This window comes from Exiguobacterium sibiricum 7-3, from assembly GCF_000620865.1.
In the GTDB taxonomy this organism is placed as follows: domain Bacteria; phylum Bacillota; class Bacilli; order Exiguobacteriales; family Exiguobacteriaceae; genus Exiguobacterium_A; species Exiguobacterium_A sibiricum_A.
The window spans coordinates 2,119,756-2,146,667 of record NZ_KK211190.1; the positions used below are offsets into that span (position 1 = coordinate 2,119,756).

Here is a 26,912-nt window from a genome sequence, read left to right on the forward strand (position 1 = left end):
CAAAGTCCCTTCTCTCCTATTGTTTCATATTCAGCCGATGAAAGCCATTTCAAAATGGTTTGAGTCCGGCAGTATGTTCAACTTCTGTTTTAAGACGTTGCCCTTCAGCAATGAGTTGACGTCCTCCTTGCTCGACTCGTTTTCCTTCCGCGACCAAATGATCAATGTTTCCTTTAATTTGATCGATCCGGCTCGTCGTATGGTCAATACCCGTCTGCAATGTTTGTTGACGAATGGAAAAACGCTCCAGTAGTTGCTTCATCACTGTCACATCTTTTGAAATCTTCTTTTTGTATAAGCTTAACCCATAAATCACCAGACCGATGATGGCTAAGACAATAATCCCGAGATTGATCCAAATCATACGTTCTCCTCCAGTATCGTTTCAATTTCTTTTGCTAGTTCCCGGACGGACTTCTTACCATCCACGCGGATATCTGCCAACCGCGCATAGATTGGCCGGCGTCTCCGAAACAACTTTTCAACTGTCGTCCGCGATTTGACAAGCGGACGGGATGGGTCTGTCTTGATTCGGTTCCAGACCAGATGGAACGGCGTATCAATCCAGATGACGATTCCGGTTTCTTTCATGAACGTCCGGTTTTCCAAACGCTCGATGATTCCGCCTCCCGTGACGACGATTTCCGCTTCACTACCTCGTAATAATTCGACTTCCCGATCCCGAAATCCTGTTTCGCCGTATTTTGCAAAGAAATCCGTAATCGAACCGTGTTCCTGGACGAAGCGTTCATCCAGTTCCTCGACATCGTAACGTGTCTGAAGATGACGTCCAATCGCTGTTTTACCAGTTCCCATAAAACCAATCAAATAAACCTTATCCATTCGAAACAACCGCCTCGATTCTCTGTCCATTCTCTAGTATCGCTTCTATTTTAAAGCCTTTATCTGTCCGTGTACAGATAACTTGGCCAATCGGATACTGAACGGTTTCATCTTGACGGCAGTCACTTGCTGCGGCTCGTATGAGTGACTCGAGTTGTAACGCTTCTTTCTCCAACTGAACCTGCTTCACCGCTTCATCCATCTGATGACAACCCAACAAGATGGCCACTCCTATTCCAAGCAGCAACAACAAGGTTTGAATCAGGATGAACCCACCTTCTTGCACTGAACGGTTCGTTGACGCTGATTGAGTTCGAAAATGAGAGTCTGTCCTTCCTGCCGGACTTGGTAATGCGTTACATCGTGGGCATACGTCAGTTCGCCTCCAAATTCTTTTTTTAATCGGATTTGATTTTGTACACGGACGAGTCGCCATTTGATCGGATCCTCTTCCGGATCGACATCTACTCCGCGAACTTCATCTCCATTTTTTTCACACGAAATACTCCGCCACATCAGTCGTTCAATCGTATGAAAAAATAACTCTTCCTCCATCCGCTGTTCCTGATGCCCGGTACTGACGATTTGTGTTATCGCAATCAGACTAATCAATAGCAGCGGGCTCAGCCAAAGGACCAATGAAATTTCGAGGAGTGTCGTTCCGGATTGAGCTCGCCAAACAGAGCCCTTCACTACACCACATCCCTTCCTTAATATCGTATCCTGTTCTTCTTTCTGCGATTTGATCCGACGCCATTTGATCAAGGCGATGCGCTTCGACCGTCAATTGATTTTTTTGCTTATGAAAAGACAACAGAGGATCTATCGCAAACATCAGGAAAAAGGAGATGGCAACCATTGATAAAACGACTTCAAGAAGTGTGAATCCCTGTTGCTGAATGATTTTACTCTCCACGGTGTTCACCTCACTTTTTGAATCACCATCTGATAATTACCGAGTAAAAATTTAATTTCAAAAGCTTGTGTCGTCGATTGACAGACCCAGGTCGACGCATACGTCGAATGATAACTTTTAAAGTAAATAATTCGTCCGTTCGAAGGCACGACACAGGAATGCCCAGGTTGAAATGTCCGTTGCCATAACAGTCGATCGTTCGCCATGACGAAATATCCTTTCCCGTCATTTTTCCAGCGGAGCTGCATCTGATTTTGGTCACTCGTTTTAGAATATTGAATCAATCGAAGGGTCTGAAAATCCTGTTCAAGGATTGCAATGTCTTGTTCCAGCATATATAAGGCCGGTCGCCGGTCGATGACAGTTGGCAATAAAAACATGAAAAGACATCCGATCATCACCAGTACAACGGTCATTTCAATTAATGTAAATCCGTCATTTAGCTTTCGTAAGTTCTCCAGTCTTCGCATCATACGTATAGGTCTCCTGATCGCAAGCAAGCTCGTTTGGCTTTTCCGCTGTTCCGCGATTGATGGTTTGCAGTGATTCCGGATATTTTTTCTCTTTAGCGTAATAAAGATTTACCTCGGAACGGATGACACGGATGTTCGCTTCGCAACTGACTCCTTTCGCCTGATCTTTCCCGCTCGTCATCGTCGGAATCAATACGAGTAAAAGCAAGGAAATGATCAGCAGGACGGCTGCCATTTCGAGCAAAGTAAATCCGCGTTGATTTTGAATAAATCGTTTCATTTGATCGACTCCTCGTCTCTTTAAAATGGAAGTTGCTGAATAGCAAGTTGGATCGGATAGTAGAGAATTAAGAATAGTGTGCCTGTCATCACGGTTAATCCTCCGTACAACGCCGGTTCAATCAATAACAGCTTCTTTTCGACTTCTTCCTCAATCGATTCATGCAATAATGCAGCTTGCTCCAATAATAAAGGACCTAAGTCGCCACTTTCCCGTGCAATATGAACCAACCCGACAGTTTCAACATCAATGATGTTTTCATCCTGCATCGCTTCCGATAACGGTTGACCACTTTTTTGACGGTGATGCAACATTTGATACATCTGTTTCTTTTTACCGGTTTGTCCTTGTTCCAAAGCATGAAAAGCTTCTTCCAATGAAAATCCGGCATCAATGAAGGAGCCGACCTCGATTGTAAACAAATAGCTGTAATACAAACGCAGCATTTTTTGAATCATCTTCATACGGAGCAGCCGTTTCATTGGGATATGTCGAATCAGGAGCACAAGTCCCGTCACCATCGTGACAGGGGCAAACGCCATAACGTACTTTGCTGAAGGATGAAGGAAGGGGCGGACGAATGGCGGTAAGGTAGCCGGATTCGACATCTCCAATAAGGAAGGAAACACATAAAGGGCATAAAACATGAACAGTAGCAACAGACTGGCTGCCAAGACAATCGGATAACGGGCCATCTTCCAAAATTTCTTTTTCATCTGGCTTTCGAGTTCAAGTAACCGAATGACTTGTCGTAAAATCATCAACGGACGTTCCGTCTGATCTCCTACTGTAAGTAATTGTTGTAACGCTGTCGGCAATTTTAACGGTTCAAGGGAAAAAGAGAGTCGATTGCCTTGCTGCAGTCGGTCTTGAATCTCATGAATCACCGGAACGAGCAGCGGATCTTCGAAGCGGACCAATATATCCAGTGCCTCTTTTGTCGAGATTCCTTTAGACAAGAGACGATGAAATCGATTTAAGAACCGACATTTACTAGCGCTTGTAAGTTTTCGACGATACAGCGAACGTCACCCTCCTCCCGGTACAAGTGAATGATTTTTTTACACACTGCCAATTCTTCATTCGTTACTCCTAACGTTCTTAATCGCAACAAAGCCTCTTCAATTGATCCTGCATGCAACGTAAACAAAACGACATGACCACTCAGTGCCGCATTGATGGTCAAACGTGCCGCTTCGGCTGTTCTCACTTCGCCAAAAGCAATCCAGTCCGGATCGGCCCGGAGAATTTCTTCAAAGCACCTAGTTGCGTCAAAACCGGCCTTTGCATTTAACTCCAGCTGTAAAATCCCCGGTACGCTACATTCAATCGGATCCTCGACTGAGATGATTCGCTTCCCTTCCATCGAAGCCATTAACGAGTAAAGCATCGTTGTCTTGCCTGCCCCTGTCGTTCCGGAAATGATAATGCATCCATGTGTTTGTTGTTTCAGCCAGACCAAATCATGTTCGGGATCAAGCAAACGTGCCGCAACCGCATCAGAAACAACTGCCCGATAAAAACGCCAGGACATGGCATCGCCATATCGACTCGGTAAGATGGCGACACGCATCCCGCTCTCCTCAAGAGAGTAGAGACCACTTTGAGGGATTCGTTCATTTTGCTCCTTTAAATTGGCTTCATAACGGATGTGACTGACAATCGTCCGATACTGTTCAATCGATATCGAGGATTGTTCTTTTAACCCTCCATTCGCTCGACAAATGACTTGTGCCGACTGGTCACCCGGAATAAAGTGGACATCGGTCGCACCCACTTCTTCAAATTGATGAATCAACTGACTGATCGCTTTTCTCAACCCAACACCTCCTTATTGAAAAAGTACAAAAAAAAAGAAGCCGAAACAAATCGGCTTCTTTAAGATACTTGAGCAATAATTCGGTTTTTACGTTTCGCAAGTGTCTCGAGTCCTGGTTTATCGTATCCGATTACAAGTTGTTTGCCGTCAGTAATGATTGGGCGACGCAACAGTTTCGGATTGTCACTCATCAAACGAAGCAGTTCGCTTAATTTCATGTCATCAACATCAATTCCTAAATCTTTAAATGCCTGACTGCGTGTTGCCAGTAAACTTTCGATTCCATCTGTTGAAAGTTTTAGCAATTCCATCAATTCGTCTACTGTTGGAGCATTTCTGAACAGATGACGTTCCTCTACATCAACATGTTCCTCTTTTAACCATGATTTCGTTTTACGACAAGATGTACAGCTTGGATATGTGAAAAATATCAACTCATTCGCCATTATTGCTCCTCCTCTCAAAATCTACGCTTCTCATTACAGAAACTATACCATGCCTTTTTTGTTTTGTACACCTTTTGTACAACTATTGTACAAGTTTTTTTCAAACTTCATCTTTTGTTCACAGTTATTCCTTAACAAACACTAGAACATGATGGACGGATGATTGTTTGCTTGGTAAAATAAGTACGTATATTGACTATCTGTCGGATTTAGGGGGTTATATGAATGGGGAGAATGTACCGCGTACTCGGATTTTGGACTGGAATCATTGCAGTCATGGCATTTATCGGCGCTCTAGGTGGAGATGCTAGCTCAAGTGAACATACGGATTCATTTTTAGTTATGGGCTTTGTCTTCTTGGCACAAACAGTATTCTTTGCAGCATTAGGCTATCTTCGCCTAACTGAAAAAACGTATGTCTACATTTTTGCAGCGTACTTAACAGTATTCTTTATCGTCTTCACGTATTGGTCCAACTTCCAAATGTGAACAAAAAAGTCCCTCGCCTTCAAATGAAGACGAGGGACTTTTTTATATTTCCTTAAAAAAATGGATTATGCTTGATTTCCTGACGTAACGTCGTTTCCGGTCCATGTCCCGGATAAAACGTCGTATCGTGCGGAATCTCTGCAATGACACGATCAATGGACCGCGTCAGCACTTCTTGATCGCCGCCTTCAAGATCGGTTCGACCGACACTGCGCTTGAAAATCAAATCACCTGCAAAGGCGACCTGCTCTTTTTTAAAATAAAACGTGACACTCCCCGGTGAATGCCCCGGTGTTTCCATTACATGAAACTGGAATGGTCCAACTTCTAACGGACCACTTGTCAGCAATTGTTCCGCAGGTTTCACCTTTAAGGGAGGCATATTGAACTTGATGGATCCGTTCAGATTCGGATTCGACAACCATTTCATTTCTTTCGGATGAATATAGGCAGGTGCAGACGTAAAACGTCGTAACATATCCACACCACCAATATGATCAAAATGGGCATGAGTCAAAAGGATTGCTTCGACCTTTGCTCCGCGCTTTTCAATTTCGTCGAAAAAACGCATATCTTCGGTTCCCGGATCAATCACTAAACATTTTCCTTCTTTAAAAAGAAGGTAGCCGTTTTCTGAAGCCATACCTGAAGTAATACTTACGATTTCCATCTCATCAAACTCCTTTGTTGATATTCTTCTCTACTATACACGAAATTGTCGAAAGTTCGTCGTCCCCCCTCTCGACTTTATTCGCTCAGTCGGCTAAACTAAAAAGTGAGATTTAAGTGAAATCTTCGTGAACTTCATAACGTGATTTTTAAGGGGGAGTACGTCATGCATTTGGATCAACCAATCGGTTGGCTTTTCTTTATCGTTGCACTCGTCGGTGTTTGGGCCGTCTTGCGTTCACTTAAGAAACGTCAAATGTTTCCACTCGTATTTGCCGGACTGACTGTAATCTTATTCGGTTGGTTTGGTATTGCGACATTGATTTTCGGCGGAATTCCGTCATAATCATGTGTTACAGACAAAAGGTCAGCTTTCCACATCGGAAAGCTGACCTTTTGTCTGCTGCTCACTGTCTTAAAATCGAGCCACTATCGAAAAAAGACGGGAACGATTAAATATCGTTTCCGTCTTTTCGATTATTTAGAAGTTTGTAAGAAACGTAACAGATCACCATAGATGACTTTGTCCGATAAACCTAATTCTTTCTCAGATTGTTTGACGGACTCTTTACAGATCGCGCCGTCTTTCTCATCTGTGACTTCTTCACCGGTTTTACGGTCATAACATGTCTCTTGTGTGTAGACTGTCTTATCCGTTACAACAGAACCGTCTCGGAACAACGCATAATCTTTGTGTTCTTTCGAGAACAGATCCGTTCCGAACAATACTTCATCCTTGAAATTGTAACCAAGCAGATTTAACAACGTCGGCTTGATGTCAATTTGACTTGCGACATCATCATGTTTGACACCCTTGTCTTGTCCAGGTAAGTGGATGACAAACGGTACACGTTGCAATTGAGCAACATCATACGGTGTTAATTCGTCTTTTTTCAACAATTCCGCCATCGCAGCATTGTGATTCGTCGAGATTCCGTAATGATCGCCGTACAGCATGAAGATTGTATCATCCCATGTGCCGTCTTTCTTTAATCCTTCGATGAACTTACCGAGTGCCATGTCTTGATATGCGAGTGCTTGAACATAATGATTCAATGTCGTCGAACTCGTTTCAAGTGGTGGTACGAGTTCATCTTCCGGTTTCGGCATTTCGAATGGATAATGGTTCGTCAACGTAATGAATTTCGAGTAGAATGGGCGCGGAAGATCTTTCAGCATCGGTAACGATTGCTCAAAGAACTTGTCGTCCAGTAATCCCCACTCCGTTAAATCTTCCGGATTACCTAAGTCGTAATCTGTTTCAGAGAAGAAACGGTCGACTCCGAAACTGTTGTAAACGATATCCCGGTTCCAGAATGACTTATTGTTTGCATGGAAAACAGCTGAATAGTAGCCGTCTTCTTTTAACATTTCAGGTGTCGCACGGAATTCATTTTCTCCGTTTGTGAAGAACGCTGATCCACGACCCAGTGGATAAATTGAGTTTTCCAAGATAAACTCGGCGTCTGACGTTTTACCTTGTCCTGTATTGTGATAGAAATTATCCCAATAGTGCGAGTCTTTAATCAGTTTATTAAGGTTCGGTGTGATTTCTTGACCATTCGGTGCTTTTAAACCGACAGCAAACGATTGAGCCGACTCAAACGAGACGACAATCACGTTTTTACCTTTGTATTTACCGAACATCGCCGGATTTGGTGTAGCGTACTTCGAATCTGCAAAGTTTTGAACTTCAGAAAGTTCTGAGCTGTCTGCCAATGCTTTTTGTGCTGACGTTTTAGATTGGATCAACGCATCATACATGTGGAAGTTAAACGTTCCGATATTTTTGACGAGCAATTCGCGGTCAAACGCACGTGTCAGTAATTCCGGACGTTCTGTTTCGGCAAGTGTCAAGTTCCCTAGGAAAACTGCCGTCGCAGCGACGAAAGCGAGAATCGCACGTCCACGCGAAGCAATATTTTTCGACATATCCATTTTCCGTAAGAAAAACGGAAGAATCAATAAGTCACCGACAATCAGAAGATCCGCCCATGATAAAAGTGAACCGAGCGACGCTGAAACCGTCTCTGCATTTGATGTTTGGAACAGAACCGGTAGTGTCAGGTAATCATTGAAGAAACGGAAGAAAATGATATCTGCATACAGGACGAGTGTCGCGACAACAAGCGTCCCGTAGATGAACCATTTTTGAACGTTCCCACGGAAGAAGAAACTGAATCCAAACATAAACAGTGCCGAACTGATTGGATTAATCAGTAGGATGAATGCTTGTGCCGAATTGGTGACCGGCACGTTGAAAAAGAGCGTATACGCTAAATATGTTTTTAACCAAATCAAAAGTGTCGCAATCCAAAAGAGCTTATGCTCCTTATACGTGCTACGCACACCTTGACCCACCTTTAGCCGCATACGCGACCAGATGCTTGAGTCTTGCTGCATAAAAACCTGCCTCCTAATATACGTGTGCTCTTTTTAATCGAACTTTTACACGACTTACATATCTTATCTATTTATACCCGTATCACGTGAAAATTTTACGCTTACTTTTACAAAAATGCAACCGGAATCCGGTCGATACTTAACAATCACATACTTTTATTACGTTTGTAAACAAAAAAAAGATTCGATAATTCGAACCTTTTTTAAAAACTTCTGTTATTTATTTTTTTAAAAACATTTGTTTTGCTAGCCAAGCACAACCAATGACGCCGGCATCGTTACCCAGTTCCGCGATTTTGAAGGTCGTTGATCCGAAAACCCGTGGCAGAGCGAATCGTTCAAAGGACTCCTTTAACGGAGCCATCAGCGCATCGCCCGCTTTTGAAACACCACCACCGATCACGATAATTTCAGGATTAAAACTGTTCGCCAAGTTCGAAATAGCAAGTCCAAGATGGAAAGTCACTTCTTCCACAACTTGCGTTGCCACGGCGTCCCCTTGCGAATAAGCTTCAAACACATCTTTTGCCGTAACAGCTTTGATGTCGTTCAGAGAAGTAACCTGTCCTTTTCGTTTTTCAAGACCAAGACGAGCGACACCGGTTGCGGAAGCAATTGTTTCCAAACAACCTTTACGGCCACAACCACACAATACGCCACCTTCCGGCAACATCGTGATATGCCCGATTTCACCGGCCATACCGACCGTTCCGTGAACGATTTGTCCATTTGTGATCAAACCACCACCAACACCTGTACCTAGTGTAACGGCAAGCAGTTCCGTCGCTCCACTTCCGGCACCTTTCCACATTTCACCGATCGCTGCCGCATTCGCATCGTTCTCAATTACAGCCGGCAATCCTGTTAAACGTTCAAACTCTCCGACGAGTTCAAAATTGTTCCAACCGATATTGACCGCTTTTTCGACGACACCTGTGTTGAAGTCGATGAATCCCGGTGCACCGATTCCAGCCCCGACAAAGTCTTCGACTCGTTTGTTGCTTTGCTGACATTTTTCAAAGAAAGAACGGGCAATGTCTCCCGGAATTTGTGCACCATCATTTAAGATGACCGTTTCGATTTCCCATTTTTCTACGATAATTCCTTGTAAATCTAGAATCGCCATCTTGACCGTCGTTCCACCGATATCTACACCCAGTAACCACTTCATCGTCATAGCTCCCTCATGATAAAAGATTCTTCCTTTTTATTTTAGCTGATTCATCTGTTTGTGCAAAGGGTTGCACAAACTTTTCATGATTTTCTTGATTGCTGTAACTCGTATGCTAAAATCACTTTTGCAGAATCATACTGTTTTTTCTCCAGTACACCTGCCTGCTCCAGTTCATCCAGTTCAAGCATCATCATCGCAATATCAGATTCCCGGTCACCGAGGTAAACAATCGTTCCGTAAGATTTGAGCAATTGCTGGACATCATAAAGTGTTTTCATCGTTCATCGGCTCCTTTACAAACGCATCGAGTAAATCGTATGTGGCTTGAAGTGATGTCTCGTGTGTCCGTTCGTAAGAATGACTCGATTCAATCCCGGGACCGAGTAATCCGTGTCGGACGTCATGCCCGGCATGGACGGCAGCTGAAGCATCCGAGCTGTAATATGGATAGATATCCACTTTGTATGGAATCGTATGCTGTTGAGCTAAACGTGTGAACTGATGGCGCAACGCAAGATCATACGGACCTGAACCATCTTTTGCGCAAATCGAGACCGTATACTCATCCGAATGTTGCCCTTCTCCGAGTGCTCCCATGTCGACTGCAATATATTCCGCAACCTCTTCTGAAAAACCGGCATTCCCTCCAAAGCCCACTTCTTCATAATTGGAGATAAGGATATGAACAGGATGTGGTAACATGAGGGTTTTCCATTTTTTGACGAGCTCTAACAATAACGCAACGGATGCTTTGTCATCGAGGTGACGTGATTTTACGAATCCCGTTTCCGTATGAACGAACCGCGGATCAAACGTCACGACGTCACCTACTTCAATTCCGGCAACACGTGTTTCTTCTGCCGTCGTTGACCGAATGTCGAGTCGGACCTCGATATTCGCCGCACTCCGTTCTTCCGTATTCGTCACACGCGACGTGTGGACACTTGAATGATGAAAGACAATGGTTCCGGAAATGGTTTGTCCGTCCATTTTATGGACTAAACAGTTTTCTCCCTCGATTGCTGTCCATGCATAGCCGCCAAGCTGCGATAAACTGAGACGACCGGTTGGTAAGATTTCCTTGACCATCGCTCCTAACGTGTCGACATGTGCTGTCAGTAGTCGAATCCGCGACGACTCACCCGGCAACATGGCAAGCAAAGCCCCTTTTTCTAATTTTTTATACGTAATCCCTTCTTCTTTAAACCGGTTTTCTACATATGTAAGTGCTTGAACGGTAAATCCCGTCGGACTAGGAATCTCCACTAAGTCACGAATCGTCTGAACAACTGCCTGCATTTGTTTCACTCCTTTTTTCGAATGCTTTTTCCTCTATATGATACCAAAAGATGGAACAGCCGGGTAATCATTCACTGCTTCGATTGCCTTTCTGCCGAATAAAAAAAGTCGTAGATTCAATTTACATTGATTCTACGACTTTTCACACGTCAATTCTTGCATTCGAATCTACAACACAGATGAGGTAATCCATCATCCATTAGACGTATTTCTTCATCCAAATATCATCGCGATATGTTCCGTCTTCCAATTTAACGGAATCCGGATCTTCGCCATATACTTCAAAGCCTAGTGACTCATAAAGGTTCTGGGCGGCCTCATTGCCGGAAAGCACCGCCAGGATGACTTGTTCGACATCCGGAAGTTGTTTTGCTTCTTCGATCAGTGCTTCCATTAGGGCGCGACCTGTCCCGCCACGGTAATCCGGCGACACATACACACCAGAAATCATCGCTTTATGCGACTCGCGCGATAATTCGTACGGCTTGACTTGTCCAAACCCAAATAACTTTTCGCCGTCAAATATTCCGAGCCACACTTCATCAGAGTCCGGATCGCCTTCGAGTCCTTCTTTAACATCTTGAATTGGTGTTTGTTGTTCATCATCAAACGAATGACCAAACGCATCTGGATGATTTTTTAATCCTTCCAGCCGAAGACTCCAATACTGTTCTGCATCTTCTTTCGTTAACTTCCGAAATGTATACATGACTGTCTTTCTCCCCTTTATGCGTTTTTCCTATTAGACAATATGATATGAAAAACTCTTCTACCCTTTACATAACCTTTTTCTAGTAAAATAAAACCTAGTTTAATCGAGATTTTTTCCACGCAAAAAGATCACTCCTTTTCGACTTACCAAAAAAGAGTGACCTTTTTGCTTTAAGCACATCCAGAATCGAAGAGGACGCTATCAACTCAAAATTAACGGAGGACAGGTTCCATTGTTTGACGCAATACTTCTGCTGAATGATGAAATTTTTTGAGTTCTTCTTCCGTTAAAGAAACTTCGATGATTTCCCGAACACCTTGCCGGTTGATGATTGCGGGTACGCCGATGTGGATACCGGACATTCCATATTGTCCGTCGACATGTGCCCCGACCGTCAATAAGCAGTTCTCGTTCCCAAGAATCGCCCGGACGATTCGAACAAGCCCAAGACCAATCGCATAATACGTCGCACCTTTTCGTTCGATGATGTGATACGCTGCATCCCGGACATTGATATAAATTTGATCAAGGTCGGCTTGAGAGTATCGATCATCTTCCGCTAACAATTCATCGATCGTTTTACCATATATCCGTGAATTGCTCCAGGCTGCAAATTCGGTGTCTCCGTGCTCCCCTAGAATGTAAGCATGTGCGTTACGGGAATCGATATGGAAGTATTCACCGAGCATTTGGCGTAAACGTGCCGTATCAAGGACCGTACCTGATCCAAAAACACGGGATTTTGGAAGACCGGAATATTTCCATGCCAGATGGGCCATGATGTCAACCGGATTAGAGGCAACGACGATGATGCCGTCAAAACCGGATTCCATGATTTGACGCACCATTTCTTTCATGATCAACGCATTTTTAGCGACAAGATCGAGTCGGGTTTCACCCGGTTTTTGTGGCGCGCCCGCCGTGATGACAATCACTTCCGCATCTTTACAGTCTGCGTAATCCCCTGCCCAGATACGCATCGGGGAAGAACTGAACGGTGTCCCGTGATTTAAATCCATCGCCTCTCCCTCTGCTTTGGCTTTATTGACGTCGATGATGACCAATTCTTCACACAATCCCGCTGTTGACATCTGATACGCAAAGCTTGAACCGACAGCCCCCGCACCAATTAACGCTACACGTGTCACTTTCGCATGTAATTCCATCCTTTATATCCACCCTTCTGATAGGTAATTTAAAAGTTTGTTAAATATCTCACAAATAGATTGTAACATCTTTCACAAAGTATGAGTGTTCATGAAACCGTTCACATCTTGTCTAATTTGTGTCAATAATATCCTAACATAAGGAAAAGTGACATCTTCCATTTCCACTTACCACATTCGATGCACAATAAAACCAATCATTCCGGCTAACATACTCGATAAAAAGTTCACTCCGTCATTCCCGAGCCATTTCCACCCTTTTACATAAAGGGTCGGTTGATTATGATGGCTACGTTTTTCCGTTTCTTTAAGACAAACGACACATCGAAATTTCCGCTGGATCGTCCCGCCGAACAATGTATCGAACAAACTCCCGAGGATGCCGCCTGTCGTCACTAACAGCCAAGTGTTCGTCGACAAATCGAACAATAAATCCCCCGCTGTCGCAATGAACAGCGCCCCGACGATCGTCGCTGATGTCCCGAGTATTGAAATTGCGCCGCTCGTTCCAGCCGGTACACGACGTCCCGTCAAGAGAAAGGGATCCTTTTTAGACAAGGGACCAATTTCAGAAGCCCATGTGTCGGCATTTGACGCAGCGAGCAAAATCAAAAATAAAATGAGGAAAGACGTTTGTTCTGTCCAAACGAATCCCACGGAAGCCACCGCTGCGACACCGCCGTTCGCAAGAACCTGCCAACCGTCACGCGGTCCGTCTTTTTCGACGATTTGATTCACCGACTGTTTTCTACGTTTCCCAAGTTTCGACAACAAACTGGAACTGCCAAAAAAGAGCAACAACATCAGAAGTCCGGAGTAACCGAAGCCGGAAAGAACAAGTGCCCCGACGACAACCGTCCAGATACTCCCGCTGATTGTCAGCAAACGCATCCGGTATCCGATGTAGCCGAGCAAAAAACAAAATAGAATACCGTAGATTACTGACATACAACGACCCCAGACTCGGTTACGATTCGCTGGACCGGTTGATCGAATGGTTCCACTTCGAAAGCAGGGACCAGCTGACGGTTAAAAGCAATCGCTACGGTATGCCCATGGTAATCAGCTAATACCCGATCATAAAAACCGCCTCCCCATCCTACACGGTAACCTTGACGTGTGAAAGCTCTTCCCGGAACAAGACAAAGATCAACTGAACTCAAAGATTGCTCTTTCGCCTGATCATCCGGTTCCCGAATACCCATCTTTGTTTCTATCAATGGACTGGTCGGTAAATATTCAAAAAATCGCATATCCTGTTGAATGACTTTCGGAATGACAACCTGTTTCCCAAGTTGCCAAGCTTTTAAAATAATCGGCTCTGTCGCACATTCGTTCCGAAATGAAAGTGTGATGGCAATGGATTGAGCATTTTTCCACTCCGGTAATGCAAACAGATGATCATAAATCTGTTGTTCTTTTTGTTCACGATGTTCTAACTGATTTAACTGATCGGTAATAAATTGCCGGATTTCCTGTTTTCCCATCTTGCGAAGCCCCCTTATTCAACAAAAAAGCCATCACACAAGGTGACGGCTTCCATCTCAATTATTTTACTTCACGGTGAAGTGTGTGCTTACGGAGACGTGGGTTGTATTTCTTCAACTCAAGACGCTCTGGGTTGTTACGCTTGTTCTTCTTAGTGATATAAGTACGGTCACCAGTTTCAGTGCAAGCCAAAGTAATTTTAACGCGCATGGGATTCCCTCCTATCTAGCTCTCGATGTATCAAGTGTTTTTGCTTTACATAAGGTTAAGCATACTCAAGTATCGTACCAAGAAAGGAAGTGAATTGCAACTGTTCATCCGTTCTTTTTCGGATTCGTTACATGCTGGTATGGATTTTCAAGGTCCACCTGGAATGCACGCAGTTCTTTTGCAACATGATAATCATGTTCAATCCCGTTTCTTGCTTCTTCTCGCTCGAGATAAATGACGTCCGAATGACGTAATGCTTCTCCTTCGAGTCGCTTAATCGCTACGACAAGTCCACCTGTTCCCGATGGAGAACGTTCACTTTCTAAGTCATACACATTGCTCACAAGTGGTAATCCGTTCATTTCAGCAAAGGATTGGGCCGCTGAAGCCGTCTCCATATTAAAATTATGAACAAGTCGGAACTCGACGATTTTGTTCAATGCCTGTGCTTGACGCAAGACTGCCAGATTTAAGCCGGCCAATTGATTATACGTCTGAACGAGCGGTAAACCATTGACCCCGACCTGATAGACATGAACGCCGTCTTGCTGCTGATAACCAGCCGTTCCTGATGTGATGACGTAAACATTTTCACCAGATGCAGCTAATCGTTTCGCATATTCCGCAACTGGACGGTTTGGATCATCGTATTGAGTCGTCACAAGTAAAATGGCTTCACTGTTCCACGATGCCTCACGTTGAACCGCTACATAGTAATCATGCGGAGTCAGGAAGACATCCGGTTCAATATCTGTATCAGCGAGGAACGGATATTCTGCATACCGCTCTTCTAGCCAATCAAGCGTCAGTTCTTGTGCATCGAGACGACGTTCCGTTTCTTCAAATCGTTTAATATGTTCACGGAACCGGTTCGCTGCATACTGTGCCGTCGTCTGTCCATCAAGAATAAACGGCCAGTCACTCGAGACGGCCAGCAGATATTCGCGAATCAACTGACGTTTGGCTTTCACCGTCAATTCATCCTGATGACGATTACGGGCAACGACGCCTGCCAATCGTTTTTCAAGCTGATGCAGGTGACGGATCATCCAATCGTTCCGTTCATTGATCCAGACATCGGCATAACCTTTGCGTCCCCATGTTCCCATCGAAACGTGAACGGTCTCGATGTCCTGGAAGTGACGTTCTAAAAACATCGCCGGAGAAATCGACTCGATTCCGTAATCTCCGAATCGTTCCATCGTTTTCCCGAGGAAGTCCGGACCTTCGAACCACCAATGTCCAAATAACTCAGCATCGAATGGTGCCGTGACGAGAAACGGCGGAAAATCTTGTCCGCTCTGCTCATCTAAATGGTTGGCCAGCGCTTCCGCAAAATCGGTTGCATGGACATCTGTCCGTTTCCAAGCCCAATCACGGACATAATATTCTTTTTGATCCGACTCGCCCGTCACCCGGTGAAGTTTTAAGCCTGTATCGTAACGAAGCCCTTCCGGATGCATGAATTCAGCAATTTGATCCCATTCGCGGTCATATGCAAGGTCGCGATAAAACTCACGGTAATCCGGATGACCCGGGTAACCGATGACTGAACTCCAAATCCGGCCCGAGATGATTTGATCACGCGGGAACAAGGCAACACCATGCGGCGAATAAACAGGTGCACCAATCCCGTGTTTTGGAGCAGGATCAGCATTCAGGATGGAATGTTCGTCAACGAACGTATACCGGATTCCTTCTTCGTACATGATTTTATCAAGTCCTGGCGTATAGGCACATTCCGGCATCCAAAGACCGGTCGGACGATAGCCGTAATGGCGTTCGAAACAGTTTAATCCTGTTTGGATTTCAGATCGTGCTGCTTGTTCCGACAACATGTGCGGACTGAACCCGTGGGTAGCGGTACACGTCATCAACTCAAGATACCCTTGTTCTTTATAATGACGGAAGGCACTGTTTAAGTTCCGTCCCCAGTGCTCAAATGTCACTTTTAAGTCGTGGTAACGTTCTTTATAAAAGAGCAAGGCATCACGTTCTTCGTTCACCAAATCGCGTTGTAACTCCTGTTCAATCAATCGTAACGTATCTTCCAGGTGCTCCACATAACGATCTTGGATGAGTGAGTCTGCTAACATCTCAATGACAGGTGGCGAGATACTGATTGTCCAACCAAGCGGACGCTCCAAACGGTCGATTTCCCACAATAGCGGAATATACGTTTCGGAGATGGCTTCGTACATCCATCTCTCTTCTAGACGATGGGCTTCCTGATGTCGGATATATGGTAAATGGGCATGTAAAACTAATGAAAAATAACCTTTGCGCATGTCTGTTCTTCCTCTCCTTCTGCTTTCTATCTGTTATCTTTAGCGAACCCGATCAAAATAGGAGTACGGACGTAATACCTCGACCCATTCGGGTTGCTCTAGTTCTCCGTATTGCCAATGAGCGACGACCTCTGCAAAACGTCCGTCGACGACAGGCTCGTCTCGTGGTGTCTCGATTGGTTTTGAACGGAGGACAGGAAGAAAATCTCCGTCGATTGTTTGAATACCCCATTCGATGATGTATGTAGTGTTCGGCATCAACGGACGGACAAACCATGTATTCGTCATTTCCGGCAATTCAAATTGATACGAACGATTCGCTTCACCTTTTTCATAATCGCGTAACGTCACATCAATGATCCGCATTTCTTTTCGGAATGAATCAAATGATGCGTGGTAGTGTGTCTCAAGCATCTTTCGAGACAATTCAGACAATTCCCAATAGACATAGACAGATGTCGGGGATTGGACGATCGCATGGATGATGTCGTCTTCATAATGAGTCGCCATTCCAAACGCATCTCGTTCCAATGAAGGAATTGCTGTCAACGCAGGTACGATTTCATTTTGTTTCGAAGCACTCACGGTTACGCCCGCCTTCTTCTTTTTAGGTTTAGTGACTGCAGTCGTTTCCGTTGAAACTGCTTTATTTTCCGTTAGTGACTTCCGGTATTTACTCCAGGCATATTTCACCTTACCTTCTGTCGATTCCACTTTTTCTGCAATTTGTTTAATGGTCAGCCCTTGTTCTTTTAATTTTATGATTTTCTCAAGCATTACCTATCACCTCTTTCTCTTTATTCACTTCTTTCTTATTCTACAAACTTGTTTCAAAATCCTTTACAAAAAAAAGTAGGCTGAGGATCTCCCTCTAGCCTACTGTACTTAGCTATTCAAATCATAGTGTTTTCCTTTTTCTAAATAAATCAAATGCTCACCGACATTCGTCAAATGGTCTCCCATCCGTTCGATATAACGGCAAATATTTGTGAATTGCATGATTTCATCAACGACAATCGGCTGTAAGGACATATGCCGCATATATTGGCGCAATGCTTTATACGTCGTGTCATCAATGATGTTATCGAGATCCGATAATGCCTTTGCTTTTTCAATATCGCCATCTCGATACGCGACAATCGCCGTTTCCGTCATATCGAGTAATGTTTCGAACGCTTCTTTTAACAACGAGATATCAATCACGTAAGGGAACGTTTCGACACGTAAAACGGCTTTCGAGATATTTCCCGCGTAATCGGCAATCCGCTCAAGGTCGGTTGCAATCTTGATTGCTGTGATCAAACGACGTAAGTCCGTAGCAACCGGCTGTTGTTTCGCAATCAGTAAAATCGCATCATCGTTGATTTCGAGTTCCAGTGCATCGAGTTCACTGTCGTTTTCGATGACTTTAAGCGCAATCTCACGGTCATACTTTTCGAGTGCTTCCGCTGTCGTCGCAATCTGTTGCATCGTCTTCCTTGCTAACAAAAATACTTTTTGATCGAGTACTGCCAGGTTTTCACCAAAAATCGTCCGATTTGCTGCCATTGAAAAGTTCCTCCTCGTTATCCGAATCGTCCTGAGATATAGTCTTCTGTCCGTTTGTCACTCGGATTTGAGAAAATTCGATCCGTTTGGTCAAATTCAACGACTTCACCGTTCAAGAAGAAAGCTGTTTTATCAGAGACACGTGCTGCTTGTTGCATGTTATGCGTTACGATGATGATTGAGTAATCTTTTTTTAATTCCTGTACCAATTCTTCAACTTTTAACGTCGAAATCGGGTCGAGGGCTGATGTCGGTTCGTCCATCAAGATGACGTCCGGCTCGATTGCCAGGCAACGGGCGATACAGAGACGTTGTTGTTGTCCACCTGATAGTCCATAAGCGTTTTCGTTCAGACGATCCTTGACCTCTTCCCAAATCGCTGCTCCACGTAAGCTTCGTTCAACGATTTCATCCAAGATTTTTTTGTTCTTAACCCCATGAACACGTGGTCCATAAGCGATATTGTCATAAATCGATTTTGGGAATGGGTTTGGTTGCTGAAAGACCATTCCAACCGATGTGCGTAATTCTTCGACTTCATAATCCTTATCGAAAATATTGCGACCATGGTATTCAATGACACCATTCGTCCGCACGATCGGAACGAGTTCGACCATTCGGTTCAATGTCTTGATGAATGTCGATTTCCCGCATCCTGACGGTCCGATGATGGCCGTCACTTCATTTTGTTTGATATCAAGATTTACATCTTTTAAGGCATGATCATCGCCGTACCATAGATTCAAATCATTTACACGGTATACACTTTGTCGCGCAGCTACTGGTTGATTCATTGTTTTTGCCCCTTCTTTGGCTGGTTTCGTCGTCAGCTTCGTATCCATCATCTGTGTTCCTCCTTAGTGATTCAGAACGTAATTCGTTATATCTAGTTGATTAGTATCGTTTTGAAAAACGGTTTCGAATCCAAATCGCAAGTGAGTTCATCGTTAAGAGGATGACCATCAGGACGATGATTCCGGCTGCCGCAAGACCTTGGAAGTCAGCTTGCGGACGGCTTGTCCAGTTGTAGATTTGAATCGGTAAGGCCGTAAACTCTGAGAAAATCCCTTCCGGCGCCCGTGCGATGAAGATGGCTGCTCCGACCATGATGAGCGGTGCTGTCTCTCCAATTGCCCGTGAAACGGCAAGGATGATTCCTGTGATGACCCCTGGAAGGGATGCGGGTAAGACAACTTTGAATGTCGTCTGCCATTTCGAAGCACCCAGTGCAAGCGATGCATGACGCATTGCTTGCGGCACCGCACGAATCGCTTCTTGCGATGACACGATGACAACCGGCAAACTCATCAGAGCAAGCGTTAAAGCTCCTGCAATCAATGTTGAGCCGAAGCCCATGTTACGGACAAAAAATGTGAGTCCGAGTAATCCGAAAACGATTGACGGAACACCCGCTAAGTTTGAGATATTGACTTCAATGAAAGACGTCATCCGACTTTTTTTAGCGTATTCCTCTAAATAAATCGCCGCTCCGACACCCAGGATGAAGATCATCGGAATAATCAAAAGCATCAGGAAGATTGATCCCATTAACGCTGGGTATACACCCGCATTTGCCGGTCGACGGGACGGTGAATTTTGCAGGAAATCGAGTGATAACCAGGCAGCTCCGTCACGAATGACACCAAAGAGAAGAATACCAAGCACAACTAAACCAAATAACAATCCAATCAGGAAAACGACTTTCGTGACATTATTGACGACAAGGCGTTGGCTGATTGATTTTTTCACAGCAACAGGATCAATAAACTTTTTTTGTACAGGTTGTTTTTCTGGTAAGGCCATCTTAATACTCCTCTCTGAAACGACGCGTGATCCAGTTCGCGAGTAAGTTCATCAAAAGAGTAAAGACGAACAACAACGTACCGACAGCGTAGATACTGTAATATTCAATCGTTCCATATCCTGCGTCACCAAGGGCAACCTGAACGATATAAGCCGTCATCGTCTGAACCGGCTCCAACGGATTAACTGCAGCCGTCGGGTTTGATCCCCCGGCAATCGTCACGATCATTGTTTCACCGATTGCGCGTGACATACCAAGAACGATGGAAGCGATGATTCCTGAAAGTGCAGCCGGGACAACCACTTTTAAAGCTACTTCAAGACGTGTTGAACCCAGTGCCAATGCGCCGTCCCGAATTTTTTTCGGAACTGAGCTCATCGCATCCTCTGAAATCGAGGCAATCATCGGAATAATCATGATTCCGACAACAATCCCCGGACTTAACGCATTATAAATCGCAAGACCCGGAATTAATTTAACAAGTAACGGTGTAACAAACGTTAAGGCGAAAAATCCGAAAACGATGGTCGGAACGCCTGCTAATACTTCAAGAATCGGTTTGAGAACACGACGGGCGCGTTCTGATGCATACTCACTTAAGTAAATCGCAGAAGTGAGTCCGATCGGCACGGCAACTAGCATCGCAATCACGGTAATTTCAAGGGTTCCGACGACAAGCGGCCAAATTCCATACTCCGGTTGAGAGTTCAGCGGGTACCAGCTTGTACTGCCGAAGAATTCTTTGAACGAGACGACTTCAAAGAAGTGTTCTGTTTCAATAACTAACGTGAGAATGATGCCGATGGTCGTAACGACTGAAACGAACGCACAGAGAAATAGTACGATCGGCATAAAACGTTCCATGATGTTTTTCATACTGAATTTTTGTTGTCGGTTCTTTTGGATCAGCTCACGAACCGATTTGTTTGATGATTGATTCACCCTTCTTCGCTCCCTACTTCATCATACCTACATAAGAACGGGACCCCAAAAAAGGGAAATCCCCCTTTTTTCGGGCCGTCCTTGTGTAATGATGGTTATTTCATTGCATCTTCGATGGCTTTTGTATTTTCATCGTAACGATCTTGCGGCATTTTGATATAACCGACTTCTTCCGATAAGTCACCTGCATTTTCATTTGTGAATTTAACGAAGTCCGCCACTTGTTTTTTGTCTTTTAATGATTTGTTGTTGACGTACGTGTAGATCTCACGTGAAAGTGGATAAGAAAGATCTTTGATTGTTTCCGGTGTCGGATCAACTGCGTCTTTTCCTTCAGCTGCAAGCGGTACTTCTTTTAACTTATCTTTGTTTTCCGCGTAGTAGGCATAACCGAAGTAACCAATCGCACCTTTTGTTCCTTCGACCCCTTTAACGAGGACGTTATCATCTTCTGAAAGTTGAACATCTTTACGCATATCTTTTTTCTCAAGAACTTTTTCTGAGAAGAAATCAAATGTTCCGGAATCTTTACCCGGGCTGAAGAATTTGATTGGTTCTGCTGGATAAGAAGCATCCACGTCTTTCCATGTCTTCACATTCGGGTCTAACCAAATTTTTTCTAACTGGTCGAGTGTCATTTCTTTGACCCATGTGTTCTCTTTGCTGATTGCGACTGTTAATCCGTCGTAAGCAAGCGCTAATTTCGTATATTCCACACTATTTTTTTCAGCTTCCGCTGCTTCTTCTTCTTTAATTTCACGTGATGCATTTGAAAGGTCTGTTTCACCAACAACAAAACGTTTGAATCCGCCGCCTGTACCTGATACTCCGACCGTGACATCGACGTCTGGTTGTTCGATTGAATACTCTTCACCGACTGCTTCCATGATTGGGAAGACTGTTGAAGATCCATCAATTGCGATCTTTCCTGAAAGATCTGAAGAACTTGAAGAGCCGCCTTTGTCATTTCCGCATGCCGCACCGACTACTGCGATTGACGCTACCGTTGTGATAAGAGCTGTTTTTTTCATCCAAGACATGATTAATTTTCCTCCTCGAAGTATGTCGCTGGTAACGCTACGACTTTATATCCGTTTTCCTTACAAGACTTATACTACCGATGAACTATTAAACCAAAATGAATCCAACGTAAAAGAATTGTAAAGGCGTGTGTTTCTGCGTTTACAAACTCAACTTCATTAGAAAAACAGGTCAATCCATACAAAAAAAAGCGAAGATGAGTTTCCTCATCTTCGCTTCACTAGTTAATTTGGCTTAGTTTGCCATGGAACATCTTTCACATTAAAGTATGCCTTCACTAAATCATGACCAATTTTCGAGTTGACGGTTTCCTGCTCCATATATGGAAGGAACACGGCCCATGCCATCTCTGGATTGTCGTATGGCGCCCAGCCGACTAAGTTCGAGTTCAACGAGCGAACCGGTTGTCCACTTCCATCCCGAAGTGCAATTCCGTCTTCGCCGTAGACGCTGACCTGAGCCGTTCCGGTTTTCGCCGCCGCATCGATGCCGGTTTGGGCAATGATTTTCGCTGTCCCGCGTTCCCCTTTGACAACACGGTGGAATCCTTCACGGACATGATCAATATTCGCTTGACTGACTTCGATCCGGTTTAAATAGTTCGTTTTAAAACTGTAATCGACTTGCTTCGTTCCGTCTTCAATTGAATTCGATGCTAAGACTTCTTTTAAGAAGTGTGGCTGTACACGGTACCCGCCATTTGCCAGTGTCGAAACGTACTGCGCAACTTGGAGTGGTGTAAAGGCATCGTATTGACCAATTACTCGGTCCATTAGGAGCGTGACGCGGTCCGGCGTCCCTTGTACCCCTTTTGCTTCATACGGAAGATCGATTCCCGTTGTCACACCGAGACCAAACTGACTGTAATAGTTCTGCATGATGGCCGCTGCCGCATCGACGCTCGCACCAGCGACACCGTTAGTCGGATAGTTTGCCATCCGCATCGCGATGTTAAACATGTAGACGTTTGACGAACGTTCGAGTGCCGTTAAGTCCGTAATCGGTCCCATATTGACGTACGATCCTTTTTTCGTCCCACCGATTGTAATCGGCGCATCATTGATGACTTCGTTTTGACGGATGACGCCTTCTTGAAGTCCCATTGCGACCGTTGCCCCTTTAATCGTCGAACCGATTTGCAGGGAAGTCAACACGTTATTGATCGCAACATCACTGAATTTATTCGTTGCCGTATCGAGCTTTTGACCAGACATGGCCAAAATCTCACCGGTTTTCGGATTCATGACAACGGCATATCCTTCTTTCAGATAACCGCTTCCCATGCCGCGACCCATTCTGATCGCCTGTTGTAGAATTTGATCGACTTGTTTATTGTATTCCGCATCAACCGTCAGGACGAGATCTTTCCCGGATTCGCCTTCTTCACGATTCGGTTCACCGACCGGTTCACCGTTAAACGTTTCATACACATCGTAAGCCGGTTTTCCACGTAACAGATCTTCATACTGTTGCTCGAGGAATGATGTTCCGACCCGGTCGTTCAGGCTGTATCCTTTTGCCTTGAATTCCGCTTGTTGTTCTGCCGGAATTTTCGAGTACTTCCCGAAGATATTTCGTAACGTTCCTTCATATGGATATGAGCGTTCATAAAACGGCTCAACCGATACTCCTTTTAGATCTTCAAGGTTCTCATCGATAATCGCCATTTCTTTAGCATTCGCTCCTAATTTAACGAGCTGCGGATCAAGGGCATAACCGACTTCCATGTTGTGTTTGATGGCGATGATTTCCATCGTCTTATCATCAAAGTCGATATCTTTTTTCGTAATCGTATCGAGACGGATTTGATCCTGCTCCGAAATCGATAATTTATTTTGTTCTTCCGCATCCGGATAACGTTTTGCTACTGCTTCTTTATACCGGCGATCCGATTCTTCACTGTTAACGGCTACCCAGTAATCTTTCATGTCACGTTCCGTTACTTTCCAATCGTTTTTCGGAAGATTGATGATTGCTGCAAGACGCGAAGCGATTTCAATCCGTTCGTCGACTTTCGTATTTTGGGAACGACGATAGACAATCGAGTATTTCGAGATCGTATCAACTAAAAGCCTTCCGTCCCGGTCATAAATCTTACCACGAGGAACTTCGTATTTCGAAGCAATCATTTCCGTTTTTTGAACTTCCCGTGAAATCTTTTCACCATTTACAATTTGGACAACACCTAAGCGAAAAATTAAAATCGCAAACAATAAAAATACTACAAAAAACATTAAGTTAAGGCGAAGCGGCAGATGATTCCGCCGTTTTCCCTTCACCGTGATTCGTTTCGCCATGGCGTACTCCCCTATCGTTCAAAAAGTCATCTTGTTTCATTATATAGAAGGAAACTTTCCATAACAACCTATCCCATCATTTTCCGCATTAAAAAAACATCGATTCCCGAAATGGAAATCGATGTTTGGATATAACAATTATTTTGCGTCAGCGTAAAGTTTTGCCACGTGATCCCAGTCAACGACGTTAAAGAACGCGTTGATGTAATCAGGGCGACGGTTTTGATAGTTAAGATAATACGCATGTTCCCAAACGTCAAGTCCAAGAATCGGCGTTTTGCCTTCCATGACTGGCGTATCTTGGTTTGGTGTTGAAACGACTGCTAATTTGCCACCGTCAACGATGAGCCATGCCCAACCTGAACCAAAACGTGTTGTAGCTGCTTTTGCAAACTCATCTTTGAAAGCATCAAACGAACCAAATGACTCGTCGATTGCCGAAGAAAGTTCACCAGTTGGTGTTGCACCATCGTTCTTTTTCAAGAGTTTCCAGAAAAACGAGTGGTTCCAATGACCGCCACCGTTGTTACGGACAGCTGTTTGAATGTTTGCAGGAAGTGAATCGAGGTTTTGAAGTAATTCTTCAAGTGATTTTCCTTCGTGCTCTGACCCTTCAAGTGCTGCATTGACGTTCGTGACATACGTATTGTGGTGTTTTGAGTGGTGAATCTCCATCGTACGAGCATCGATATGTGGCTCTAGCGCATCATAAGCGTAGCCGAGTTCTGGTAATTCAAATTTTGACATTTTCATGTCCCCCTTTATCCTATTTTCGGAATTTCAGTACTCTTTAAGACTAGCAAAAATAGTTGGTCAGGCGCAAGCAATGACCCTCAGAAATTACTGTTCGTCACGCGGGGCAAATACAGAGACACCGCCGCCTGGAACTGGGAAGACTCCGAATCCTTCTTCATCAATTACAACCGGTTCTTCCTGGTGGTTCGTATAATCGAACCATTCTTCTCCGGCACGCGTTTCGCCAACGAACATCCGCTTTTCGCACATGTCAGCGTTCGAAAGCAGGACCGCACATCCCGAGTTCGGGAATTCTTCCACACCACGACGGACCCAGCCGACACAATGCGCATCATCCAGATAATCTTCCTGTTCGCCGTATGCTTTATGATAACGCGTATACAACAAGGCATCGATCATCTCTTTTTTACCTTCTACCGGATGTGGTCCTTGGACACCATAGTAGTCTCCGTAGAAGACACATGGATAACCATCTTTGCGTAATAAAACAGAAGCATATGCATGCTGTTTGAACCAGTCATCAATCCATGACTCAAGCGATTCGCCCGGTTGGGAATCATGATTATCAACAAACGTCACGGCATTCGTCGGGTGGGATTCAACAAGTGTATCAGCAAACAACGTCGTTAAATCAAAGTCCTGTCCTTGTTGCGATGCTTCGTGGAATTTATAGTGAAGCGGCACATCAAACAAATCAATTGTATAATCAACGCTGTCTAAGAATTGGCGGCAATCATCCAAATCCGATTTCCAGAACTCACCGACCATATAGAAACCGTCCGGATTGTCTCCAATCATCGATTTGGCGAACTCATTGACGAATTCGTAGTTGATATGTTTGATGGCATCCAAACGGAAACCTTGGCAGTTGATTGTCTCTTTAAACCAATTTCCCCAGTTAATCATCTCTTCACGCACTTCTGGGTGGTTGTAATCGATGTTGGCGAACATCAAATAGTCATAGTTTCCGAATTCATTGTCTACTTGATCGTTCCAATCTTTATTTTTTCCGGAGATCTTAAAGACACCCGTTTTTTCTTCCCGTGCATCAAAATCTGTTCCGTTGAAGAATTCATGTGTCCAAATGAAATCTGAGTACTTACCGTTTCGACCTGGGAACGTAAATTTCGTCCAAGCATCGATTTCAAATTCTTCTGAAATTTCTTGCGAACGGTCTTCCGGATGGACTTCAACAACTTTAATTGTCTCAAGTTCATCTGCCGCTGCCTTATGGTTCATGACGACATCGGCATAAATCGCGATATCATTTTCATGTGCGACTTGAATGGCTTCGATCAGCTCGTCTTTTGTTCCGTACTTCGTGCGGACCGTTCCTTTTTGGTCAAACTCTCCTAAATCATAGACATCGTAAATGCCATACCCTGTATCTTCATCTGATTGTCCCTTTGAAGCGGGCGGAATCCAAACAGATGTGATGCCTGCAGCACGCAGTTCCGGCGCTCTCTCTTTTAAGCGCTGCCAATGCTTCCCATCATTCTCTACATGCCACTCAAAAAACTGCATCATTGTATGGTTACGTTCCATCTCTCTTCGCTCTCCCTTAAATTGCCATAGTATGAATATTATTGTATGAACATTATTACAATATCTTTAATATTCCCCAAGCAACCAAAAATAAACGCACACCCTAAAAAAAGAGTGTACGTTTATACAATGGACCCTGCAGGACTCGAACCTGCGACCGGACGGTTATGAGCCGTCAGCTCTAACCAGCTGAGCTAAGGGTCCTTAAGTAATAGTAGCGGCGGAGGGAGTCGAACCCACGACCTCACGGGTATGAACCGTACGCTCTAGCCAGCTGAGCTACACCGCCATGATGTTTAAAAAC

The 26,912-nt window shown here is 44.4% G+C and carries 32 protein-coding genes and 2 tRNA genes; 2 read left to right on the top strand and 32 right to left on the bottom strand.

What is annotated here, in order from left to right; translation table 11 throughout:
• Positions 1 to 49: 49 nt before the first annotated feature.
• From P402_RS0112035 to P402_RS0112080, 10 genes are read right to left on the bottom strand one after another with little or no spacing between them, the layout of a single operon-like run.
• Positions 50 to 364, bottom strand: coding sequence for a hypothetical protein (locus tag P402_RS0112035; RefSeq protein ID WP_026828925.1), 315 nt, complete (start codon positions 362 to 364; stop codon positions 50 to 52).
• Entirely contained in the window at positions 361 to 843 is a 483-nt protein-coding gene (locus tag P402_RS0112040) for a shikimate kinase (RefSeq protein WP_026828926.1), read from the bottom strand. The genes P402_RS0112035 and P402_RS0112040 overlap by 4 nt, the downstream gene beginning before the upstream one ends.
• Positions 836 to 1,063, bottom strand: a complete 228-nt coding sequence (locus P402_RS0112045) for a hypothetical protein (RefSeq protein WP_235188875.1) — start codon at positions 1,061 to 1,063, stop codon at positions 836 to 838. Before P402_RS0112045 ends, P402_RS0112040 begins: the two co-directional genes overlap by 8 nt.
• 41 nt (positions 1,064 to 1,104) lie before the next feature.
• On the bottom strand, positions 1,105 to 1,536 hold the full coding sequence (locus tag P402_RS0112050; RefSeq protein ID WP_235188913.1) for a hypothetical protein: 432 nt from the start codon (positions 1,534 to 1,536) through the stop codon (positions 1,105 to 1,107).
• The gene (locus P402_RS0112055) at positions 1,448 to 1,768 is read right to left on the bottom strand and encodes a prepilin-type N-terminal cleavage/methylation domain-containing protein (RefSeq protein WP_326931832.1); all 321 of its coding nucleotides are present in this window, start codon (positions 1,766 to 1,768) and stop codon (positions 1,448 to 1,450) included. The genes P402_RS0112050 and P402_RS0112055 overlap by 89 nt, the downstream gene beginning before the upstream one ends.
• Entirely contained in the window at positions 1,765 to 2,232 is a 468-nt protein-coding gene (locus P402_RS0112060) for a type II secretion system protein (protein ID WP_026828930.1), read from the bottom strand. The genes P402_RS0112055 and P402_RS0112060 overlap by 4 nt, the downstream gene beginning before the upstream one ends.
• Positions 2,195 to 2,512, bottom strand: a complete 318-nt coding sequence (locus tag P402_RS16755; RefSeq protein ID WP_026828931.1) for a competence type IV pilus major pilin ComGC — start codon at positions 2,510 to 2,512, stop codon at positions 2,195 to 2,197. Before P402_RS16755 ends, P402_RS0112060 begins: the two co-directional genes overlap by 38 nt.
• A 20-nt stretch (positions 2,513 to 2,532) precedes the next feature.
• Complete coding sequence (locus tag P402_RS0112070; RefSeq protein ID WP_026828932.1) at positions 2,533 to 3,471, bottom strand: type II secretion system F family protein; 939 nt, start codon at positions 3,469 to 3,471, stop codon at positions 2,533 to 2,535.
• Between the two features lie 17 nt (positions 3,472 to 3,488).
• Entirely contained in the window at positions 3,489 to 4,331 is an 843-nt protein-coding gene (locus P402_RS0112075) for an ATPase, T2SS/T4P/T4SS family (RefSeq protein WP_026828933.1), read from the bottom strand.
• Positions 4,332 to 4,390: 59 nt separating this feature from the next.
• Positions 4,391 to 4,777, bottom strand: a complete 387-nt coding sequence (locus P402_RS0112080; protein WP_012369783.1) for a Spx/MgsR family RNA polymerase-binding regulatory protein — start codon at positions 4,775 to 4,777, stop codon at positions 4,391 to 4,393.
• Between the two features lie 225 nt (positions 4,778 to 5,002).
• On the opposite strand from P402_RS0112080, the gene P402_RS0112085 reads away from it, so the two are divergent.
• Entirely contained in the window at positions 5,003 to 5,266 is a 264-nt protein-coding gene (locus P402_RS0112085; RefSeq protein WP_012369782.1) for a DUF2626 family protein, read from the top strand.
• A gap of 52 nt (positions 5,267 to 5,318) precedes the next feature.
• Here the strand turns inward: P402_RS0112085 and P402_RS0112090 are convergent, their stop codons facing one another.
• On the bottom strand, positions 5,319 to 5,936 hold the full coding sequence (locus P402_RS0112090; protein WP_026828934.1) for an MBL fold metallo-hydrolase: 618 nt from the start codon (positions 5,934 to 5,936) through the stop codon (positions 5,319 to 5,321).
• 165 nt (positions 5,937 to 6,101) lie between these two features.
• Here P402_RS0112090 and P402_RS0112095 point away from each other — a divergent pair, with 165 nt between their 5' ends.
• Positions 6,102 to 6,281: a DUF2759 domain-containing protein gene (locus tag P402_RS0112095; RefSeq protein ID WP_012369780.1), complete on the top strand. Its 180-nt coding sequence runs from the start codon at positions 6,102 to 6,104 to the stop codon at positions 6,279 to 6,281.
• 131 nt (positions 6,282 to 6,412) lie between these two features.
• Here P402_RS0112095 and P402_RS0112100 read toward each other — a convergent pair whose 3' ends face one another.
• The 21 genes from P402_RS0112100 to P402_RS0112200 all read right to left on the bottom strand — a co-directional run bounded on the left by P402_RS0112100 (position 6,413) and on the right by P402_RS0112200 (position 26,897).
• Positions 6,413 to 8,338 (bottom strand): LTA synthase family protein, encoded by a 1,926-nt coding sequence (locus tag P402_RS0112100; RefSeq protein ID WP_034769970.1) that lies wholly within the window; start codon positions 8,336 to 8,338, stop codon positions 6,413 to 6,415.
• A gap of 220 nt (positions 8,339 to 8,558) precedes the next feature.
• Complete coding sequence (locus P402_RS0112105; protein ID WP_026828936.1) at positions 8,559 to 9,515, bottom strand: ROK family glucokinase; 957 nt, start codon at positions 9,513 to 9,515, stop codon at positions 8,559 to 8,561.
• A gap of 77 nt (positions 9,516 to 9,592) precedes the next feature.
• Positions 9,593 to 9,790: a YqgQ family protein gene (locus P402_RS0112110; RefSeq protein WP_012369777.1), complete on the bottom strand. Its 198-nt coding sequence runs from the start codon at positions 9,788 to 9,790 to the stop codon at positions 9,593 to 9,595.
• On the bottom strand, positions 9,774 to 10,811 hold the full coding sequence (locus P402_RS0112115) for a M42 family metallopeptidase (RefSeq protein ID WP_026828937.1): 1,038 nt from the start codon (positions 10,809 to 10,811) through the stop codon (positions 9,774 to 9,776). Before P402_RS0112115 ends, P402_RS0112110 begins: the two co-directional genes overlap by 17 nt.
• A 199-nt stretch (positions 10,812 to 11,010) precedes the next feature.
• The gene (locus tag P402_RS0112120) at positions 11,011 to 11,520 is read right to left on the bottom strand and encodes a GNAT family N-acetyltransferase (RefSeq protein WP_026828938.1); all 510 of its coding nucleotides are present in this window, start codon (positions 11,518 to 11,520) and stop codon (positions 11,011 to 11,013) included.
• A gap of 215 nt (positions 11,521 to 11,735) precedes the next feature.
• Positions 11,736 to 12,689 carry an L-lactate dehydrogenase gene (locus P402_RS0112125; RefSeq protein ID WP_026828939.1) on the bottom strand — a complete coding sequence of 318 codons (954 nt, stop codon included), beginning with the start codon at positions 12,687 to 12,689 and terminating at the stop codon, positions 11,736 to 11,738.
• 168 nt (positions 12,690 to 12,857) lie between these two features.
• The gene (locus P402_RS0112130) at positions 12,858 to 13,637 is read right to left on the bottom strand and encodes a DUF92 domain-containing protein (RefSeq protein ID WP_026828940.1); all 780 of its coding nucleotides are present in this window, start codon (positions 13,635 to 13,637) and stop codon (positions 12,858 to 12,860) included.
• The gene (locus P402_RS0112135) at positions 13,628 to 14,176 is read right to left on the bottom strand and encodes a 5-formyltetrahydrofolate cyclo-ligase (protein ID WP_026828941.1); all 549 of its coding nucleotides are present in this window, start codon (positions 14,174 to 14,176) and stop codon (positions 13,628 to 13,630) included. Before P402_RS0112135 ends, P402_RS0112130 begins: the two co-directional genes overlap by 10 nt.
• Positions 14,177 to 14,237: 61 nt before the next feature.
• Entirely contained in the window at positions 14,238 to 14,387 is a 150-nt protein-coding gene (rpmG, locus tag P402_RS0112140) for a 50S ribosomal protein L33 (RefSeq protein WP_012369771.1), read from the bottom strand.
• Between the two features lie 104 nt (positions 14,388 to 14,491).
• Positions 14,492 to 16,675: a 1,4-alpha-glucan branching protein domain-containing protein gene (locus P402_RS0112145; RefSeq protein WP_026828942.1), complete on the bottom strand. Its 2,184-nt coding sequence runs from the start codon at positions 16,673 to 16,675 to the stop codon at positions 14,492 to 14,494.
• Between the two features lie 39 nt (positions 16,676 to 16,714).
• The gene (locus P402_RS0112150; protein WP_026828943.1) at positions 16,715 to 17,452 is read right to left on the bottom strand and encodes a DUF4912 domain-containing protein; all 738 of its coding nucleotides are present in this window, start codon (positions 17,450 to 17,452) and stop codon (positions 16,715 to 16,717) included.
• Between the two features lie 108 nt (positions 17,453 to 17,560).
• Positions 17,561 to 18,223, bottom strand: a complete 663-nt coding sequence (phoU, locus tag P402_RS0112155; protein ID WP_026828944.1) for a phosphate signaling complex protein PhoU — start codon at positions 18,221 to 18,223, stop codon at positions 17,561 to 17,563.
• A gap of 17 nt (positions 18,224 to 18,240) precedes the next feature.
• Entirely contained in the window at positions 18,241 to 19,017 is a 777-nt protein-coding gene (gene pstB, locus P402_RS0112160; protein WP_051525195.1) for a phosphate ABC transporter ATP-binding protein PstB, read from the bottom strand.
• 100 nt (positions 19,018 to 19,117) lie between these two features.
• Positions 19,118 to 20,026, bottom strand: coding sequence for a phosphate ABC transporter permease PstA (gene pstA, locus P402_RS0112165; protein ID WP_026828946.1), 909 nt, complete (start codon positions 20,024 to 20,026; stop codon positions 19,118 to 19,120).
• 1 nt (position 20,027) lies between these two features.
• On the bottom strand, positions 20,028 to 20,969 hold the full coding sequence (gene pstC / locus P402_RS0112170) for a phosphate ABC transporter permease subunit PstC (RefSeq protein WP_026828947.1): 942 nt from the start codon (positions 20,967 to 20,969) through the stop codon (positions 20,028 to 20,030).
• A gap of 95 nt (positions 20,970 to 21,064) precedes the next feature.
• Positions 21,065 to 22,009: a PstS family phosphate ABC transporter substrate-binding protein gene (locus tag P402_RS0112175; protein ID WP_026828948.1), complete on the bottom strand. Its 945-nt coding sequence runs from the start codon at positions 22,007 to 22,009 to the stop codon at positions 21,065 to 21,067.
• Between the two features lie 225 nt (positions 22,010 to 22,234).
• Complete coding sequence (locus tag P402_RS0112180) at positions 22,235 to 24,307, bottom strand: peptidoglycan D,D-transpeptidase FtsI family protein (RefSeq protein WP_026828949.1); 2,073 nt, start codon at positions 24,305 to 24,307, stop codon at positions 22,235 to 22,237.
• A 138-nt stretch (positions 24,308 to 24,445) separates the two neighbouring features.
• Positions 24,446 to 25,054 carry a superoxide dismutase gene (locus tag P402_RS0112185; protein ID WP_026828950.1) on the bottom strand — a complete coding sequence of 203 codons (609 nt, stop codon included), beginning with the start codon at positions 25,052 to 25,054 and terminating at the stop codon, positions 24,446 to 24,448.
• A 93-nt stretch (positions 25,055 to 25,147) separates the two neighbouring features.
• Positions 25,148 to 26,608, bottom strand: a complete 1,461-nt coding sequence (locus P402_RS0112190) for an alpha-amylase (protein WP_026828951.1) — start codon at positions 26,606 to 26,608, stop codon at positions 25,148 to 25,150.
• Positions 26,609 to 26,738: 130 nt separating this feature from the next.
• A tRNA-Ile gene (locus P402_RS0112195) sits at positions 26,739 to 26,812 on the bottom strand.
• Between the two features lie 11 nt (positions 26,813 to 26,823).
• A tRNA-Met gene (locus P402_RS0112200) sits at positions 26,824 to 26,897 on the bottom strand.
• Between the last annotated feature and the right edge of the window lie 15 nt (positions 26,898 to 26,912).